Origin of the sequence: Actinomadura kijaniata NBRC 14229 (assembly GCF_001552175.1) — a bacterium.
In the GTDB taxonomy this organism is placed as follows: Bacteria; Actinomycetota; Actinomycetes; order Streptosporangiales; family Streptosporangiaceae; genus Spirillospora; species Spirillospora kijaniata.
The window spans coordinates 13,405-29,992 of the sequence record NZ_BCQR01000045.1; the positions used below are offsets into that span (position 1 = coordinate 13,405).

15 protein-coding genes and 1 riboswitch are annotated in these 16,588 nt (G+C 74.2%); of the genes, 5 read left to right on the forward strand and 10 right to left on the reverse strand.

Features of this window, described 5'->3' with window-relative positions:
- The first annotated feature begins 13 nt into the window (after positions 1-13).
- Complete coding sequence (locus AKI01S_RS16105; RefSeq protein ID WP_157419865.1) at positions 14-1,102, forward strand: trypsin-like serine peptidase; 1,089 nt, start codon at positions 14-16, stop codon at positions 1,100-1,102.
- Positions 1,103-1,168: 66 nt separating this feature from the next.
- Here the strand turns inward: AKI01S_RS16105 and AKI01S_RS16110 are convergent, their stop codons facing one another.
- Positions 1,169-1,423 (reverse strand): hypothetical protein, encoded by a 255-nt coding sequence (locus AKI01S_RS16110; RefSeq protein WP_067817494.1) that lies wholly within the window; start codon positions 1,421-1,423, stop codon positions 1,169-1,171.
- Between the two features lie 131 nt (positions 1,424-1,554).
- Between AKI01S_RS16110 and AKI01S_RS16115 the strand changes: the two genes are divergently transcribed.
- On the forward strand, positions 1,555-3,096 hold the full coding sequence (locus AKI01S_RS16115) for an alpha/beta hydrolase (protein WP_083999673.1): 1,542 nt from the start codon (positions 1,555-1,557) through the stop codon (positions 3,094-3,096).
- A gap of 45 nt (positions 3,097-3,141) precedes the next feature.
- Here the strand turns inward: AKI01S_RS16115 and AKI01S_RS54665 are convergent, their stop codons facing one another.
- A complete protein-coding gene (locus AKI01S_RS54665) occupies positions 3,142-3,954 on the reverse strand; it encodes a VOC family protein (RefSeq protein ID WP_369688725.1) in 813 nt (270 codons plus the stop codon).
- Positions 3,955-4,021: 67 nt separating this feature from the next.
- Complete coding sequence (locus AKI01S_RS52815) at positions 4,022-6,595, reverse strand: glycohydrolase toxin TNT-related protein (protein WP_218009699.1); 2,574 nt, start codon at positions 6,593-6,595, stop codon at positions 4,022-4,024.
- Between the two features lie 172 nt (positions 6,596-6,767).
- Between AKI01S_RS52815 and ybiA the strand changes: the two genes are divergently transcribed.
- From ybiA to AKI01S_RS16140, 3 genes are all read left to right on the forward strand, one after another.
- Positions 6,768-7,292, forward strand: a complete 525-nt coding sequence (gene ybiA, locus AKI01S_RS16130; protein WP_067817498.1) for a riboflavin biosynthesis intermediates N-glycosidase — start codon at positions 6,768-6,770, stop codon at positions 7,290-7,292.
- Between the two features lie 47 nt (positions 7,293-7,339).
- On the forward strand, positions 7,340-8,506 hold the full coding sequence (locus AKI01S_RS16135; protein WP_067817508.1) for an alpha/beta hydrolase family protein: 1,167 nt from the start codon (positions 7,340-7,342) through the stop codon (positions 8,504-8,506).
- 80 nt (positions 8,507-8,586) lie between these two features.
- Positions 8,587-9,138: a GNAT family N-acetyltransferase gene (locus AKI01S_RS16140; RefSeq protein WP_067817512.1), complete on the forward strand. Its 552-nt coding sequence runs from the start codon at positions 8,587-8,589 to the stop codon at positions 9,136-9,138.
- On the opposite strand, the gene AKI01S_RS16145 is transcribed toward AKI01S_RS16140, so the two are convergent.
- The 7 genes from AKI01S_RS16145 to AKI01S_RS16175 form a co-directional block, all read right to left on the reverse strand.
- Positions 9,087-9,746: a (2Fe-2S)-binding protein gene (locus AKI01S_RS16145; protein ID WP_067817515.1), complete on the reverse strand. Its 660-nt coding sequence runs from the start codon at positions 9,744-9,746 to the stop codon at positions 9,087-9,089. The genes AKI01S_RS16140 and AKI01S_RS16145 overlap by 52 nt on opposite strands.
- A complete protein-coding gene (locus tag AKI01S_RS16150; RefSeq protein WP_067817518.1) occupies positions 9,743-10,519 on the reverse strand; it encodes an ABC transporter ATP-binding protein in 777 nt (258 codons plus the stop codon). The genes AKI01S_RS16145 and AKI01S_RS16150 overlap by 4 nt, the downstream gene beginning before the upstream one ends.
- Positions 10,516-11,553: a FecCD family ABC transporter permease gene (locus AKI01S_RS16155; RefSeq protein ID WP_067817521.1), complete on the reverse strand. Its 1,038-nt coding sequence runs from the start codon at positions 11,551-11,553 to the stop codon at positions 10,516-10,518. The genes AKI01S_RS16150 and AKI01S_RS16155 overlap by 4 nt, the downstream gene beginning before the upstream one ends.
- Entirely contained in the window at positions 11,550-12,548 is a 999-nt protein-coding gene (locus AKI01S_RS52820) for an ABC transporter substrate-binding protein (RefSeq protein ID WP_245681643.1), read from the reverse strand. The genes AKI01S_RS16155 and AKI01S_RS52820 overlap by 4 nt, the downstream gene beginning before the upstream one ends.
- Positions 12,549-12,590: 42 nt before the next feature.
- A riboswitch (cobalamin riboswitch) is annotated at positions 12,591-12,786 on the reverse strand.
- Positions 12,755-13,561, reverse strand: a complete 807-nt coding sequence (locus AKI01S_RS16165) for a hypothetical protein (protein ID WP_157419868.1) — start codon at positions 13,559-13,561, stop codon at positions 12,755-12,757. (Overlaps the previous riboswitch by 32 nt.)
- Positions 13,562-13,620: 59 nt before the next feature.
- Positions 13,621-14,727, reverse strand: coding sequence for an enolase C-terminal domain-like protein (locus AKI01S_RS16170; protein WP_067817526.1), 1,107 nt, complete (start codon positions 14,725-14,727; stop codon positions 13,621-13,623).
- Positions 14,724-16,520 (reverse strand): thiamine pyrophosphate-requiring protein, encoded by a 1,797-nt coding sequence (locus AKI01S_RS16175; RefSeq protein ID WP_067817529.1) that lies wholly within the window; start codon positions 16,518-16,520, stop codon positions 14,724-14,726. The genes AKI01S_RS16170 and AKI01S_RS16175 overlap by 4 nt, the downstream gene beginning before the upstream one ends.
- Positions 16,521-16,588 lie beyond the last annotated feature (68 nt).

Consider the following 16,588-nt stretch of genomic DNA (forward strand, 5'->3'; position numbering starts at 1 on the left):
AGGCAGCAGCAGGTTGCGTCTCCCCTCGCCTCGTCTCCTCATCGCGGGTTCCGCGCTCGGCGCCGTCGCGGTGGCGAGCGGCGTCGCCGTCGCCGCCACGTCCGACTCCAAGCCCGAGCAGGCCGCCTCCGTCGGCGCGCAGACCACGGCCGACCCCGACGCCCGCGCGGAGATCTTCAAGCTCCCGCAGGACTCCACGGCGGTGGAGAGGTTCTGGACCCCGGCCGCCATCCGCGCGGCCGAGCACCGCCAGCCCCGGGCCGCCGCCTTCCCGGCCGCCGCACCCCAGATCAAGGCGTTGAACGACGGCCCGTCCCTCCAGGGCGCGCCGGCGCTGCCCGAGGACTCCGCCGAGCCGCTCAGCGCGCAGAGCGCGGGCGTCTCCGCCAAGGCCGTCACCACCGCCCGGCAGTGGACCCGGCACGGCAAGCCCCCGGCGCGCACGGTCGGCAAGCTGTTCTTCGCCGACGAGAAGGGCAACAAGTACTCCTGCAGCGCCGCGGTCATCACCGCCAAGAACAAGCGGACGGTCTGGACCGCCGGGCACTGCGTCCACAAGGGCAAGGGCGGCGAGAAGGGTTACTACCGCAACTTCCTGTTCCGCCCGGACTACAAGGACGGCAAGTCCTACGGCAAGTGGTACGCCGACAGCATCGTGGCGCTGTCGGGCTGGAAGACCAAGGGCGACGCACGTTACGACATCGCGGCCTTCACGGTGAAGAAGTACCGGGGCAAGGGCATCCAGTACTACACCGGCAGCCAGGGCTACGCGTTCAACTACAAGGGCCGCAAGTACTCGTCCTACAGCTTCGGCTACCCGGCCCGCGCCCTGCCGTCCAAGAAGCCGATGAACAGCAACCGCCTCTGGTACTGCTCCGGCAAGACCTTTGCCGTCAACTACGGCGGTGGCAGCACCGGCCTCGGCCTGAAGTGCACCATGGGCAACGGCGCCAGCGGCGGCCCGTGGATCGCCGGGATGAAGAAGAACGGCCTGGGCCTCATCTTCGGCGTCAACAGCATGCACAACCTGAAGAACCTGAACATGTACTCCCCCTACCACGGCTCGGCCGCGGTGAGCGTCTACAAGAAGATCTCCGGCTGACTCACCGGGCACGCGAACGCCCCCACGGGACGGGTTCCCGTGGGGGCGTTCCGCGTTCGGAAGGGGTCAGGGGCGGCCGCCGCCGGTCGGCCCCTCGGGCATGTCCGCGGGCTTGGCGTTCCGCATGCGCTCCTCGGTCCAGTACTCCGCGACGTCCTCGGGCCTCTCGCGCACCTCGTGCACGACGGCGGCGCCGTCCGCCGGCTCGTCGGAGCCGCGCCGTTCGCGGTCGGCCTGCCCCGCGGTCGCCAGGCCCACGACGACGGCGCCCGCCGCCATCGCGACCGCGCCTGCCAGGACGGCGATCCTGCGCCGGTTCATACGCCCTCCTCGGGGATCGGCGGACCCGGAAATTCATCCTAGAAGATGACGCTTTCGTGATCTGTCGTCACGACAATCTCCCCTGACCCCGTGAACCCCGCGACAACAGGGAGTCCCCCCACGTGACCCGTATGGGCCGAACCGCCGGAGTCCTGTTCGGCGGCGTCGCGCTGACCGCCGCGTTCCTGGTCCAGGGCCCGGCGCAGGCCGCACCGCGCCAGCCGGAACGGCCGCAGTCCCCCGCCACCGCCTCCGTCACCACCGCCGCCCAGAAGATCTCCTGGCGCAGGTGTCCCGACGACCGCACCGTGCAGTGCGGAACGCTCACCGTCCCCATCGACTGGTCCAACCCCAAGCGCGGCAGCGTCAAGCTCGCCGTCGCCCGCGCCAAGGCCACCGATCCCAAGAAGCGCATCGGCGTCCTGCTGGTCAACCCGGGCGGCCCCGGCGGCTCGGGCGTCGAGTTCGCGCTGGACCGCGCGGGCCTGTCCAAGCAGGTCCGGCAGCGTTACGACATCGTGGGCTTCGACCCGCGCGGCACCGGCGGCAGCCGCGCGGTGAAGTGCGGCAAGGTCGGCAAGGCCCCGCGCGCGTACCCGCGCAACCAGGCCGAGTTCGACAAGCTGAAGAAGTACCAGGCCGCCCTGTACAAGGCGTGCCGCGCGAAGACCGGGGCGCTGTACGACTTCCTCGGCGCCGGGAGCGTCGCCCGCGACATGGACGCGATCCGCGCGGCGCTCGGCGCGAAGAAGGTGTCGTTCTACGGCGTGTCCTACGGGACGTGGCTCGGCCAGCGGTACGCCGAGCTGTTCCCCACCCGCCTGCGCGGCCTGGCGCTCGACAGCGCCATGGACCACACGGTGAACACCGCCGCCCGCTTCTCCGTGGACGAGGCGCGCGGGCTGGAGGCGGCCTACGGCCAGTTCGCGCGGTGGTGCCGCACGTCCAAGCACTGCGCGCTGCGCGGCAAGGACGCCGTCAAGGTCCTGGACGGCCTGATGGCCCGCGCCGACAAGGGCACCCTCCACGAGATCGGCGACCCGAAGGAACGCCTGGAGGCCACCGACCTCGCCCAGATGGTCCGGGTGTCGTCCTACGACCCGATCTCCTGGGCGCAGCTGGGCGAGGAGCTGCGCGAGCTGTCCCGCCAGAAGGTCCGCCAGATCAAGACGGGCACCGCCGAGGCCGTCGCGGTCGACGGGAGGTTCGCGGGCATCCTGTGCGCGGACTGGTCGTTCCCGATCCGCGACCACAAGGCGCTCGCGGCGGTCCGCGCCGAGACCCGCCGGGCCGCGCCGCACGTCCGGCTGAACCCGCTGGGCTGGGAGGCGATCACCGCCTGCCTCGGCCGTCCGGCCGCGAAGGACCCGCAGCGCCCCTACCGGGTGCGGAACGCCCCGCCGTCGCTGGTCGTGAACGCCGTGGCCGACCCGGTGACGGTCTACCCGTGGGCGGTGAGCACGACGCTGCGCATCCCGCGCACCTCGCTGCTGACCTACCGCGGCTCGGGCCACGGCGCGTACATGCTGAGCCCGTGCTCCCGCAAGACGGTGGACGCCTACCTGCTGAGCGGGAAGACCCCGCGTCTCGGGGCGACCTGCCCGGCGGTGGCCCCGGACTTCACCGAGGCCCGCGGCAGCAGCCGCGGCCCGGCGAAGCCGCGTCGCTTCTGACGCTCCGGCGTGGGCGCGCCGTCCGGCGCGCCCACGCCTCGCCCCTCACCGCCCGGACGCGGGAAGCGACTGGCCGATGCCGAGCAGGTTCCCCTCGCTGTCGCGGAACCACACGGCACGCTCACCGACCCCGCCGCGTGAGGGGTAGTCGCCCTCGACCTCGGCGATCCCGTCGACGGTGCGCAGGCCGGGCAGGTCGTACTCCTCGAACTCCACGCCGCGCTCGCGCAGCTCGGCGACGGTCCGGTCGAGATCGTCGACGTGCCAGGACAGCTGGGTGTGCTCGCCGGAGGGCTTCCCGGCGGACGCGAACAGCGCGAACTCGCCGCCCGGGAACCGGTAGCGCAGGCCGCCCGGCCGCGTCTCGACGGGCTCCAGCCCCAGCTTCTCCCGGTAGAACCGGCGGGCCCGGTCGAGGTCCTGCGCCGGAAGCCGCCCCGCGACCGACGCCCCGGCCAGCGGGCCGACGCTCCCGGTTCCCAGCCGTGCGCGGCGGGCGGTCCAGTACTCCGGCGTCAGCTCGATGATCTGCACGAGGTTGCCGTCGGGGTCGCGCAGCGTCGCGAACCACGCCCCGGCCCCCTCCCGGTACTCCGGCTCGGCGGCCCACTCCACGCCCAGCGCGTCGAGCCGCCGCGCCACGGCCCGCGCGTCGGCGACGTGCAGATTGATGATCACCCGCTCCGGCTCGGCGGCACGTTCGGCCACGTCCTCGCGGCCGTCGACGAGCACCCCCACCTCGCCCAGGAGCAGGAACCCGTCCCCGTCCGCCCGCACGTCGAAGGCGCGCTCGTACCAGGCCCGCAGGCGGGCGGGATCGGTGCTCGCCAGCAGGATGCTTCCGATATTCGGGGTCATGCGTCCTCCACGTTCGCGGTCTCTCCCGAAATGGACTCCGCGCGCCCCCGGAACTCACCGCCCGAGGTCAGGGAGCCTCGCCCTCGACGAGGAACCCGTCGGCCAGCAGCTCGGCCACCGAACACGGCAGCACGTACGCGACGCCGCCGCCCGGCTGGCCGAACCAGGGCACGGCCGTCCCGGTCAACACCCGCAGCGGCTGCTCGGTCCGGTACACGTGGTAGGGCCGCTCCTCCCAGTCCGGGGGCAGCGAGCGGTGCGGGAACGGCGTGCGGGCGATGTACACGACGTTCCCGGCGGGGCTGCCGTGGCGGTCCACGCGCGTTCCGGCGGGCAGCTCGACGATCCGCCGTTCCCGGAAGAGGCTGAGCGGCGGCTCTCCGGGCAGGGACCCGATCCGTTCCTCCTCCTCGGGCGCCGGCGACGGCTCCTTCGGCTCGGGGGATCCCGGACGCCGCAGCAACACGCTGCCCAGCAGGTAGGAGACGGCTTGGCCGGGCTCCTCGAACGCCGTCGCGTGGTGCCGTTCGCCGTCCTGGAGGTAGAAGACGACCCACCGCCCGTCCTCCACCACCAGGCACCAGGCGTCCTCGGCGGTCCCCCTGACCCGGTAGCGGGCCGGATCGACGCCCAGTTCCTCAAGCTTGCGGTCCAACCGCGTCAGCCACACCTTGGTGGGGGTGGGCTTCCCCAGGGGCTCCCCGTCGTCGACGAGGGTCTCGGGCACCGCGCCGAGCGACACGGCGGTGGACAGCCCCTCCGCGACGGTGGTGGCGGGCGCGGGAACGGGCGCGACCTTGAAGTCACCACCGGAACCGTCCGCGCCCCCACGTCCCTCCCCGGCCACGGGCTCGTCCGCGGGCCCGCCGCCGGCAGCACGCTCTCCCCCGGCTTCCGGCACAGGAACGTGCTCCGCGATGGTCTCCGGCGCGGACGCGAACTCCCCCGCAGGCGCACCACCGACAGCGGCCGCCGAATCCACCATCGCCATCGGCGCAGGCACCGACTCCACGACAGCCTCCGGCGCGGACGCGAACTCCACCCCAGGCGCACCACCGGCAGCGGCCACCGAATCCACCATCGTCATCGCGCCAGGCGCTGGCACGTCGTCGGAAGCCCCACCCGCCTCGGGCACCGGCTCCGCGACGGCCTGCGGCGCGAACTCCACCGAGGGCGCACGACGGGCAGCAGGCGCGGAGTCCACCATCGTCATCGGCGCGGGCACCGGCTCCGCGGCGGCCTCCGGGGCAGGCGCGAACTCCACTGAGGGCGCACGACCGGCGGCGGGCGCGGAGTCCATCATCGTCATCGGTGCGGAGGGGGAGGTGAACGACGGTACGGGCTCCGCGATCGTCATCGGCGCGGGTGCGTCCCGGCCGCCCGTCGCCGCCGCGCGGGCCGCCTCGCGTTCCGCGTCGCTCACCTCCGGGACGCGGAAGCCCCGCGCGCGGATGTGCGCCACCAGGTCCGCCTCCGGTGGGACCCCGTGTTGCTCCAGGTAGTAGCCGACCGCCCCCGACCACACCCAGGTGCCGTCCGTGTGGAACGTCAGCGGCACGCGTTCGCCCCGCTCCGGCTCGACCCGGTCGGGCGCGAGCGACCGCGCCCCCAGCACCACCGGCGCGTGCCGCAGGTAGGCCACCACGTCCTCGACCTCGTGCCACGGAACGGCGGGGCGCGTCACCACGGGCCGCCCGCTCTCGGGATCGCTGTGGTCGAAGACCCGCGCCTTCCGGAACCCTCCGGCGGGCGGCTCCGTCGCCGCCCCCAGCACCCGCCGCATCCACTCGGGCACCCGTTCGCGCGGATGGCGCTCCAGCTCCCGCCGGACGTCCTCCCCCGAGGGCACCGCGCTCCAGGCGGGTTCCTCGTCGTAGACGAAGCCCGCCCGGCACCGCACGCCGCCGTGCTCGTACAGGACCTCGAAGTCGATCCGCGACCAGGTGTCCCCCTGGAACGCGTGCGTTCCTCCCCGCAGCCGTTCCAGCAGGGTCGCGACGGACGGGGGCGGCGTCCACATCTCCATGCGCCCGCCGGCCAGGGCCACCATTAGCGGCGGCAGCTCCACGTGCCCGCCCGCCGCCTGGTAGTACCCGAAGACCTTCTCCCACAGCGGCGGGGCCTGGTCCGCGACCAGCCCGGCCAGCCCCTCCGAGAGCACCTCCGCCTGCTCGACCGGTCCCAGCGCGGGGACGTCACCGGCGCCGGGCGACGGCTCCCGCCCCTCCATCCGGTCCCGCAGCCATCCGGGCACGTGGGCGACGTCCCGGGGCATGACGACCTGGTCCCGCCGCCACCACTCCTCGGGGATCGGGGGCTCCCACCCCGGATCGAACTGCCGGTTGTAGAGGACCTGGAACCCCGACGGCTCCACGAAGAAGACGACCGAGAACCAGGTCCCCTCCTCCGACCGGTAGCAGGCCCGCCGCAGCTCGTCCAGCAGGCCGCCCAGCTCCTCCGGGACGCCCTCCACGACCGCGATCCGCGACTCCCCGAGGTGCGCGCTCAGCGACGCCTCGCGGGTCGCGACGTTCGCCCGGCAGTGCAGGTCGGCGCGCGTCCACTCCGGGGGCGCGGCGGAACGCACGAGACGCGCGATCCGTCTCTCCAGCTCCTCGATGAGCCCGTTCTGCTCCGCCACCACCGAGAGTCGCCCCCTTTTGGACCGTCCGCAACGCCCCGAAGGCTATCGATCCACCCGAAACGCGACCACTCGAACCCGCAGAGCCACCAGAACCTCTCCAAAGAGCACGACAGATGACACCGACCAATACCTTTGCCAAACCGGCACAACGTTCGCCAGGCTCGTAGGCATGCGCACCGAAGACCTGATCACGCTGGAGAAGCGCGGCACGCTGCCCAAGTTCGTCCTGTTCTGGGGTGGCAAGCAGCGCAAGGGCTGCCTGAGCCAGTGGTGGCCCTCCCCGTTCACCGTCGACGGTGTCCGCTACGCCACGGCCGAGCACTACATGATGGCCGAGAAGGCGCGGCTGTTCGGCGACGAGGACGCCCTGACCGAGATCCTCGCCAAGCCGGACCCGGCCCGGGCCAAGGCGTTCGGCCGCAAGATCAGGGGCTTCGACGAGCGGGCCTGGGAGGAGCACCGCTACGACATCGTCGTGCGGGGCAACGTCGCCAAGTTCTCCGCCCACGACGACCTGCGCGAGTACCTCGTGGCCACCGACGGAAGGGTCCTGGTGGAGGCCAGCCCGGTGGACCGGGTCTGGGGGATCGGCCTGGCCGAGGACGACCCCCGCGCCGAGCGCCCGTCCCAGTGGCGCGGCCTGAACCTGCTGGGCTTCGCCCTCATGGACGCCCGCGCCGAGCTCGCCGGATAACCCCTCGATTACCCGCCCCGCCCCCGCCTCGAATAACGTCAGGTCCCGTGGCCACCGAAACCGACGCCCCCACCGCCCCCGCGCCGGCCCCGCGCCGCCGACGCCTGGTCCGCCGACTGGTCGCGGCGGTCGTCGCGCTGGCCGTCCTGGCCGTCGCGGCGGTCGCGGGCGTCGGCTGGTACTTCTCGGGCGTGGCGACCGAGGTGGAGCACGGCCGCGAGTACGACCTGACGATCCTGGACGCCGGGAACGGCACCGTCACCCTCCCCCGCGACCCCGGCACCCTCCGCCCCGGCGTGTGGGGCCTGGAGTGGTCCGGCGGCCGGGCGATCCTGGGCCAGGTCACCGCGGCGACGGCCACCACCGTCACCCGGAGGATCGACCGGGCCGTCCAGGGCACCCCGGTCAAGGGAACGCGCGCCGTGATCGACCACTGGGTCTACGCGGGCGACCCCAAAACGGCCCTCGGCCTGGAGTTCGAGCAGGTCACCTACCCCTCCAAGCTCGGCCCGATGCCCGCCTGGCTGCTGCCCGGCGCGGGACTGAACCGCCCCTGGGTGATCGCCGTCCACGGCCACAACGCCGACCGCGCCGAGACGTTCCGCGCGATGCGGGCCGTGCAGCGCACCGGCCTGCCGATGCTGTCGATCGCCTACCGCAACGACACCGGCGCCCCCGCCAGCCCCGACGGCCGCAACAACCTGGGCCACACCGAGTGGAACGAGGTGGCCTCCGCCATCGCCTACGCGCGTTCGCGGGGCGCGACGAGCGTGATCCTGTACGGCTGGTCGATGGGCGGCGCGATGGTGATGCGCACCCTGCGCGCCGTCCCCGAGGGCGTCCAGGGCGTGGTGCTGGACTCGCCGGTGATGGACTGGGGCGCCACCCTCGACAAGCAGGGCGCCGACCGCGGCCTGCCCTCCCCGGTCACGTGGGCCGCCAAGCAGATCCTCCAGTTGCGGACCGGCATCGACCTGAAGGACTTCGACCAGCGCCGGTACGCCGCGCGCCTGAAGGTCCCGGTCCTGATGTACACCGTGACCGAGGACGAGATGGTGGACAACGCCCCGTCCGAGGAGTTCGCCCGCAGGGCCCCCCGCGGGCTGGTCACGCACGTGTCGATGAAGTCCGACCACACCGACGGCTGGAACGTGGACCCGCGGGGCTACGAGGCGGCGCTGGACACGTTCCTGCGGAAGACCGCCAGGCCGTGAGGTCCGCGCGGGGCCACCGTCGCGGGGTCTGCTGACGCAATCCCCGGGAGCGGGCCCCGGACGCGGTTAGCCTCGGTCGGGTGAACGACGTGGCCACGCTCCCGTTGCGCACCGAACGGCTGCTCCTGCCCGCCTGGCGGGACGACTTCGCCGCCGACCTCGCCGCGATGACCGGCGACCCGCGGGTCGCGCGCCATCCCGGCCAGCGCCCCTGGACCCGCGCCCGCGCCGCCGAACGCCACCGCCGCGCCCTCGACCACTGGTCCCGGCACGGCTTCGGCTGGCGCGCGGTCCTGGACGCCGCCGACGCGACGTTCCTGGGCGTGGTCTCCCTGAGCTGGCTGGACGACGCCCTGCCCGGCATCGACGACCCGGCCCTGGAGATCGGCTGGTGGGCGGTCGCCGACGCCTGGGGCCGGGGCACCGCCCCCGAGGCGGCCGGGGCGGTCCTGGCCGAGGCGTTCACGCGCGTCAGGATCGCCCTGGTGGTGGCCCGCTGCGCCCCGGCCAACAGGGCGTCCGAACGGGTCATGCGCAAGCTGGCGATGACCCGCCACCGCGCCGTCCCCGGGCAGCTGGTCTACCTGGCCAGGCCGCAGTCGCCGCACTTCTCGCCGCCGGGCGCCCGGTAGTACAGGCAGCAGCTCCGCCGCCGGAACCCCAGACCGGGCCCCGTCAGCCGCCCGGTGCCCGCCAGCCGCCCCGTCTCCAGCAGCCCGCCCACCAGCCGCGACGCGTCGGCGCGCAGCCACGGGCGGGCCCGCGCCAACGCGCGCCCCGCCTCCGCCAGCGCCGACGCCGCGTTCCCGTGCAGCAGGCCGGGCGCGACCTTCACCCGCAGCCCCGCCGCCAGCGCCTCCAGGTGCCGCACCACCACCAGCTCGTACAGGTCCTCCACCAGGCGTCCCCCGGCCGGCCGTCCCCGGGCGACCGGCAGGCGCAACCGCGGCCCGTCGTCGGCGCGTTCCAGGTCCGCCAGGTCCAGGACGATCCCGTGGGCGAGCGCGCACGCCAGCACCGGCGACCACAGCCGCGCCGCGTGACCCAGCTGCGCGATCGACGCCGCGACCCGTTCCTCCGCCCCGTACCGGGCGTGCCGCTCCGCCACCAGGTCCGCCAGCCCGCGCGCGTACGACTCCCCCACCGGGTGCCAGCCCGCGCCGTCCCCGCCGACCGTCACCGCGAAGAAACCCCCGAGCCCCGCGACGTCCGCCAGGGCCGCTTCCGCCGGGACGCTCATGGCAGGAAGGTCACCTGCACGGTCCCCAGGCGCGGATGCTCGGCCACCTCCGCCTCCACCCCGTACACCTCGGCCAGCAGCCCGGCCGTCAGCACCTCGCCCGGCGCCCCCGACGCCACCAGCCGTCCCCGGTCCAGCACGCAGATCCGGTCGCAGAACGCCGCCGCCAGGTTCAGGTCGTGCAGCGCCGCCACCGCCGTCACGCCCCGCCGCCGTACCAGCCGCAACGCGTCCAGCCGGTGCCGCGGGTCCAGGTGGTTCGTCGGCTCGTCCAGCACCAGCGTCCCGGTCCGCTGCGCCAGCGCCCGCGCGATCAGCACCCGCTGCCGCTCCCCGCCCGACAGCCGGTCGAACGGCGCCGCCGCCAGCTCCGCGACCCCCATCTCCGCCAGCGCCTCGGTCACCGCCGCGCGGTCCCCGGCGTCGTCGCCCTGGAACGCCCGCTTGTACGGCGTCCGCCCCATCGCCGCGACCTCGTAGACGGTGAGCGCGAACTCGCCCGGGTTCTCCTGCGCCACCACCGCCAGCCGCCGCGCCAGCCGCCTGCCGGGCATCCGCCGGACGTCCTCGCCGTCCAGCAGCACCCGCCCCGACGACGGCCGCACCGACCGGTACAGCGTGCGCAGCAGCGTCGTCTTGCCCGCCCCGTTCGGCCCGACCAGCCCGACGACCTCCCCGGCGGCGGCCTCCAGCGTCACCCCGTCCACCAGCGTCCGCCCTCCGGCGGCCACCGAGACGTCCTCGACCCGCAGCGTCCCCGCGTCCGCGCTCACGCCGTCCGCCTCCGCATCAGCCACAGGAAGAACGGCCCGCCGACCAGCGCCGTCAGGATCCCCACCGGCACCTCCTCCGGAGCGATCACCGTCCGCGCCACCAGGTCGGCGACGATCAGGAACGCGGCCCCCAGCAGCGCGGCCACCGGCAGCGCCCGCCGGTGGTCGGCGCCCACCAGCAGCCGCACCACATGCGGCATGATCAGCCCGACGAAGCCGATGGCGCCGCTCACCGCCACCATCGTCCCGACCACCAGCGCGACCAGCACGAACATCACGGTCCGGAACCGGTGCACGTCCAGCCCCAGCGCGGTGGCGGCCTCCTCGCCCGCCAGCAGCAGGTTCAGCCACCGCGCCGTCCCGGCCAGCGCGACCGTCCCGGCCAGCACCGCGGCCGCCGGGACCGCGACCATCCCCCAGGTGGTCCCGGCCAGCCCGCCCAGCATCCACCGCAGCGCCGACTCGGCCGCGTGCGGGTCGTCGGAGGTGACCACCAGGTACCCGGTCACCGCCGACAGCACCTCCGCCGTCGCCACCCCCGACAGCACCAGCCGCACCGTCGTCATCCGCCCGCCGACGCGCGCCAGGAAGTACACCAGCATCAGCGCGGCCAGCGCCCCGAGGAACGCCGCCGACGGCAGCGAGAACGCCCCCAGCACCGTCACGTGCGCGGTCACCACCAGCACGGCCCCGACCGTCGCGCCCGAGGAGATCCCCAGCAGCATCGGGTCGGCCAGCGGGTTGCGCACCAGCGCCTGCAACGCCATCCCGCACACCGCCAGCCCCGCCCCGACGACGGCGCTCATCAGCACGCGCGGCAGCCGCACGTCCAGCACGATCGTCTCGCGCACCGCGGGCCAGGTCGGCTCGGCGAGCGCGGGGTGCAGCCGGTGCAGCAGGACGCCCCACACGTCGCCCACCGGGATCCGGACCGACCCGACCGCGACGCCCAGCGTTGCCACGGCCACGACGAGCGCCGCCAGACCGGCCAGGACCAGCGGGTACGGCGCCCGCCGCGCCCCCGCCCCGGTCACCGGAAGCGTTCGGGGTGCAGCTGGCGGGCCAGCGACTCCACCGCCCCCGGCACCCGGACGCCCAGCACGGTCGACGACAGCGGCAGCACCGCGAACCGCCGGTCCCGGATCGCCGGAACGTCCTTCAGCGCCGGGTTCCCCAGCAGGAACCGCTTCTTCTCCTCGACGGTCGTCCTCCCGTAGTCGTAGATGACGACCACGTCGGGGGCCCGCTCGGCGACCTGCTCGAACGACACGTCCCCGAACGCCTTGGGCAGGTCGCCGAAGACGTTGGTGCCCCCGGCCCGCCGGATCAGGTCGCTGCCGACGCCCCCGCCCCCGGCGGTGAAGGCGGTCTTGTCGCCGCTGTCGTAGACGAACACCTTGGGCGGGCGCACCCCCGCGACGCGCTTCCGCACGCCCTCCAGCGTCGTGCGCATCCGCGCGACGACCTGCTCGCCGCGGTCGCGCACCCCGAAGATCTGGGCGATGGCGCGGATCTCGGCGTCCACCGTCTCGACGGTCACCGGCCCGTTCGGGCAGGACTCGACGCTCAGGTGGCTGTTGATCCCGGCCTTGGCCAGCGTCCCGCGCCCGCGCCCGTCCTTGTCGGCGAACGCGCTGGTGAACCCGCCGTAGACGAAGTCCGGCTCGGCCGCCAGCAGCGTCTCGTAGGAGGGGTACTCCCCGGCCAGCACCTTGATCCGCCCGTAGGCGCCCCGGTACTCGGGCAGGATCCGGTCGTCGAGGTAGGCGGTGCCGACCATCGACCGCTCCAGCCCGAGCGCGAGCATGATCTCGGTGGTGTGCTGGTTCAACGTCACCGCGCGCGTCGGCGGCCGCCGGTAGGTCGTGGTGACGCCGCAGTTGTCGATCCGCACGGGGAACCCGGCCGCGGTCCTCCCGGTGTCGCTCCGTGCCGGGCCGCCACCCCCGCACCCGGTGCTCGTTCCCAGCGCGATCAGGGCGACCAGCGCGGCCAGGGCGCGACGCCCCGGCGTCCGCACAGCAGACACAGCCGTTCCACACTCCTCCCCGGGGAGATCCGCCCCGGACTCGTCGAGGTGGCGACGGCGTGAGTCTCCTGGCTCTCGGGTCGTCGCTCGTCCCGGCCTTCCCACCCCCTGACGGGGGCGGTGGCGCGTTCGGGATCCGCTCGCCGATCACAGTGGCGGGACCGCGCCGGATTTCCACCGGCTTCCTCGTTCCGCCGTCGCCCGCTTCACGGCCGACACGAGCGTCGGCCGCGATCGATTCGTTCCCGCGACATCATCGCACCGACCGGGCGCGCGCACGCACCCGAACCCCGCCGACCCGCCCCCGGCGCGGCCGGCGTCACTCCCGGCGGTTCCAGAAGTGGGCGCGGCCGCGGGACAGGCCGTCGGCCAGGAAAAGCTGCGCCGCCCATGACCGTGACGGCCAGCGCCCCGGCCGGCCCGTCGGCGATCACGATCTCCTCGGCCGCGTAGAACAGGGTCACGTCCCCGTTGCGGACGTGCGCGAACTCGTGCAGCACCACCGCGTCGAACCGCGCGGCTCCCAGAACGTCCTCCCGGCCGCCCGCCCCGCGCCCGCCGACCACGTCCCACTCCCAGCGGAAGGAGGGGTCCGCCCCCCAGAACGCCGGCGCGCCGCCCGGCGACCCCGTGCGCAGTGTCTTCACCAGGCCCGCGTCCAGGCAGACCGTGTGCCGCCTCGCGCGCCGGAACGTCACCGCCCCCCGCGTGTCCGCCGACGCGTCCAGCACGACCTCGGGCATCCGCAGCAGCCCGGCCCGCCCGGCCCGGCCGACGGCCTCCCCCGCCGCGTGCCCGACGGCCCCCTCCACGACCATCCACACCATGGGCGTGACCAGCACGACGGCCTCGGTCACCCCGAACCCCACCGGCCTGCGCCGCGCGGTCCGCCGCCGGAGCGCCCGCCGCACCCCCGCGTCGTCGAGCCCGTACAGACCCCGCAGGAGCGGCTGCTCCTCCGGGGCCGCCTCGGCCACCACGTCCCCGACGACCTCCCGCACCGTCGCGCCCATGAACCGCGTCACCTTCCGCAGTCATCGGCGCACGCGGGGCGCCGGAGGCCGCCGCGTCCTCACCGCACCCGGAAGCGCTCGGCGTCGGCCTCCCGGAACGTCAGCCCGTGCCCCACCGCGTCCCCGCGGGGCCGCACCTCCCCGCCCTCCGGCTCCAGCACGCCGTCGAAGAACAGCGACTCGACCCGCACGTGGTCGTGGAACCACTCCAGGTGCCGCAGGTTCGGCGTCGCCGCGCCCACCACCGCGTGCAGGTGCGGCGCGCAGTGCCCCGACACCTCCAGCCCGCGGGCCGCCGCGACCGCCGCCACCCGCTGCCACTCGCTGATCCCGCCGCACCGCGACGCGTCCGCCTGGAGGCAGTCCACGACCTCGCACATCCGCTGGAAGTACGCCAGGTCGTACCCGTGCTCCCCGGCCGTCACGTCCGCGTCCACCGCGTCCCGCACGACCCGCAGCCCCTCCAGGTCGTCCGACGACACCGGCTCCTCGAACCATCCGACGTCCAGGTCCCACGCCGCCCGCGCCACCCGGACGGCCTGCTTGCGCGAGTAGGCGCCGTTCGCGTCCATGTACAGGGCGACCTCGTCCCCGGCGACCTCCCGCACCAGCCGCATGCGCTCCAGGTCCCGGTCGACGGCCGTCCCCCAGTCCTCCCCGACCCTGATCTTCACGCGGGGGATGCCGAGCGCGCCGACCCACTCCTCGACCTGCGCGACGAGCCGCTGGTCGTCATCGGTCGTGAACCCGCCGCTGCCGTACACCGGGACGCTCTCGCGCACCCCGCCGAGCAGCCGGTGCAGCGGCACCTCCAGCAGCCGCGCCTTCAGGTCCCACAGCGCCACGTCCACCGCCGAGATCGCGCACCCGGCGATGCCCTGCCGCGCGTCGTCGCGCATCGCGCGCACCATCGCCTGCCACGCGCCCGCCACGTCCAGCGCGGGCAGCCCGCGCACCACGTCCGCGAGCTTCGTGGCCACGACCGCCGCGCAGGCGGACCCCCCGTAGGCCCAGCCGAGGCCGACCGTCCCCTCGGCCTCGGCCCGCACGACCACCACGTCCGTGGCGTCCCACTCCAGCGTCCCGTCCCCCTCGGGCCGGTCGGTCGGCACGGTGTACGCCGCCGCCTGGACCGACCGCACCAGCGGGTCACCGGCAGCGCTCACTTCTTCCCCCGGTGCGGCAGGAACTCCTGGGCCTTGGCCCGGATGCCCTCCCGGAGCACGCCCCAGCGGTCCTCGTCACCCTTCAGCAACGCCTGCGCCGCGTCCTTCACCTGGTCGAACGTCGCATGCGGTGGGATCGGCGGGACGTCCGGATCGCAGTGCACGTCCAGCAGCACCGGCCGGTCGGCGGCCAGCGCCCGGTCCCAGGCGGGCCCCACCTGGTCCGGCTTGTCCACCACGATCCCCTCCAGTCCGATCGCCGAGGCGAACGCCGCGTAGTCCATGTCCGGCAGCGTCTGCGACTGCGGGAACTTCGGCACCCCCTGCATCGCCCGCATCTCCCAGGTGACCTGGTTGAGGTCGTTGTTGTGCAGGACCGCCACCACGAACCGGGGGTCCTCCCACTCCTGCCAGTGGCGCCGGACGGTGAGCAGCTCGGCCAGCCCGTTCATCTGCATGGCCCCGTCGCCCTCGAACACGATCACCGGCCGGTCCGGCAGCCCGGCCTTCGCGCCGATCCCGTACGGGATGCCCGGCCCCATCGTCGCCAGCGTGCCCGACAGCGACCCCCGCGTGTCGGCGCGGAACCTGAGGTTGCGCGCGTACCAGTTCGCCGCCGACCCCGAGTCGGCCGTGACGATCGCCCGTTCGGGCAGCCGGTCCGACAGCTCGTGGAACAGCAGCATCGGGTTGACCGGGTCGGCGTCCACCAGGGCCTCCCGGCGCATGGTCTCCCACCACCGCCCGACGTTCGACTCGACGGTCTCCCGCCACTCCCGGTCGGTCTTGCGTTCCAGCAGCGGGATCAGCGCCCGCAGCGTCGCCGCCGCGTCCCCGACGAGGTTGACCTCGTAGGGGTACCGCATCCCGATCATCGTCGGGTCGATGTCGACCTGCACGCCCCGCGCCTGGTCGAGCTCCGGCAGGAACTGCGTGTACGGGAAGCTCGACCCGACCGTCAGCAGCGTGTCGCAGTCGCGCATCAGCTCATAGCTCGGCCGGGTGCCCAGCAGCCCGATCGACCCGGTCACCCACGGCAGGTCGTCGGGCAGCGCGTCCTTGCCGAGCAGCGCCTTGGCGACGCCCGCGCCCAGCAGGTCCGCGACCCGCTCCACCTCGGCCCGCGCGCCGCGCGCCCCGGTCCCCACCAGCATCGCGACGCGCCGCCCGGCGTTGAGGACCTCCGCCGCCCGCCGCACCGCCTCCCCGTCCGGCGCTATCCGCGGCCAGTCCACCCCCGGCCTCGACGAGGGCACCATCTTGAACGCGTGCCCGGGCGGGCTGTACTCCAGCTCCTGCACGTCCGCCGGGATGATCACGGCGGTGGGGGCCCGCCGCGCGACCGCGATCCGGATCGCGCGGTCCAGGACGTTCGGCAGCTGCTCGGGAACGGTCACCATCTGCACGTATTCACTGGCGACGTCCTTGAACAGCGACAGCAGGTCCACCTCCTGCTGGTAGGAGCCGCCCATCGCGCTGCGGTCGGTCTGGCCCACGATCGCGACGACCGGGACGTGGTCGAGCTTGGCGTCGTAGAGGCCGTTCAGCAGGTGGATCGCCCCGGGCCCGGACGTCGCCGCGCACACGCCCACCCTCCCGGTGAACTTGGCGTACCCGACCGCCTCGAACGCGCTCATCTCCTCGTGCCGCGCCTGCACGAACCGCGGCCGGTCTCCGGCCCTGCCCCAGGCGGCGAGGAGACCGTTGATCCCGTCCCCCGGGTAGCCGAATACCGTCTCGACCCCCCATTCGCGCAACCGTTCCAGCAGGTGGTCGGCGACCGTGGCGCTCATCGTCAACACCCCTTTCCGTGTTCGTCGCATGCGCGCTGCGTGTCCGGCGGTGCCCGTCCACCCCGCCT

Coding starts and splice junctions, on each gene's coding strand:
- AKI01S_RS16110 (WP_067817494.1), bottom strand. CDS start 1,423: ATGAACCGGCGCAGGATCGCCGTCCTGGCAGGCGCGGTCGCGATGGCG.
- AKI01S_RS16115 (WP_083999673.1), top strand. CDS start 1,555: ATGGGCCGAACCGCCGGAGTCCTGTTCGGCGGCGTCGCGCTGACCGCC.
- AKI01S_RS54665 (WP_369688725.1), bottom strand. CDS start 3,954: ATGACCCCGAATATCGGAAGCATCCTGCTGGCGAGCACCGATCCCGCC.
- ybiA (WP_067817498.1), top strand. CDS start 6,768: ATGCGCACCGAAGACCTGATCACGCTGGAGAAGCGCGGCACGCTGCCC.
- AKI01S_RS16145 (WP_067817515.1), bottom strand. CDS start 9,746: ATGAGCGTCCCGGCGGAAGCGGCCCTGGCGGACGTCGCGGGGCTCGGG.
- AKI01S_RS16165 (WP_157419868.1), bottom strand. CDS start 13,561: ATGGGCGCGACGGTGCGGGAGGTCGTCGGGGACGTGGTGGCCGAGGCG.
- AKI01S_RS16175 (WP_067817529.1), bottom strand. CDS start 16,520: ATGAGCGCCACGGTCGCCGACCACCTGCTGGAACGGTTGCGCGAATGG.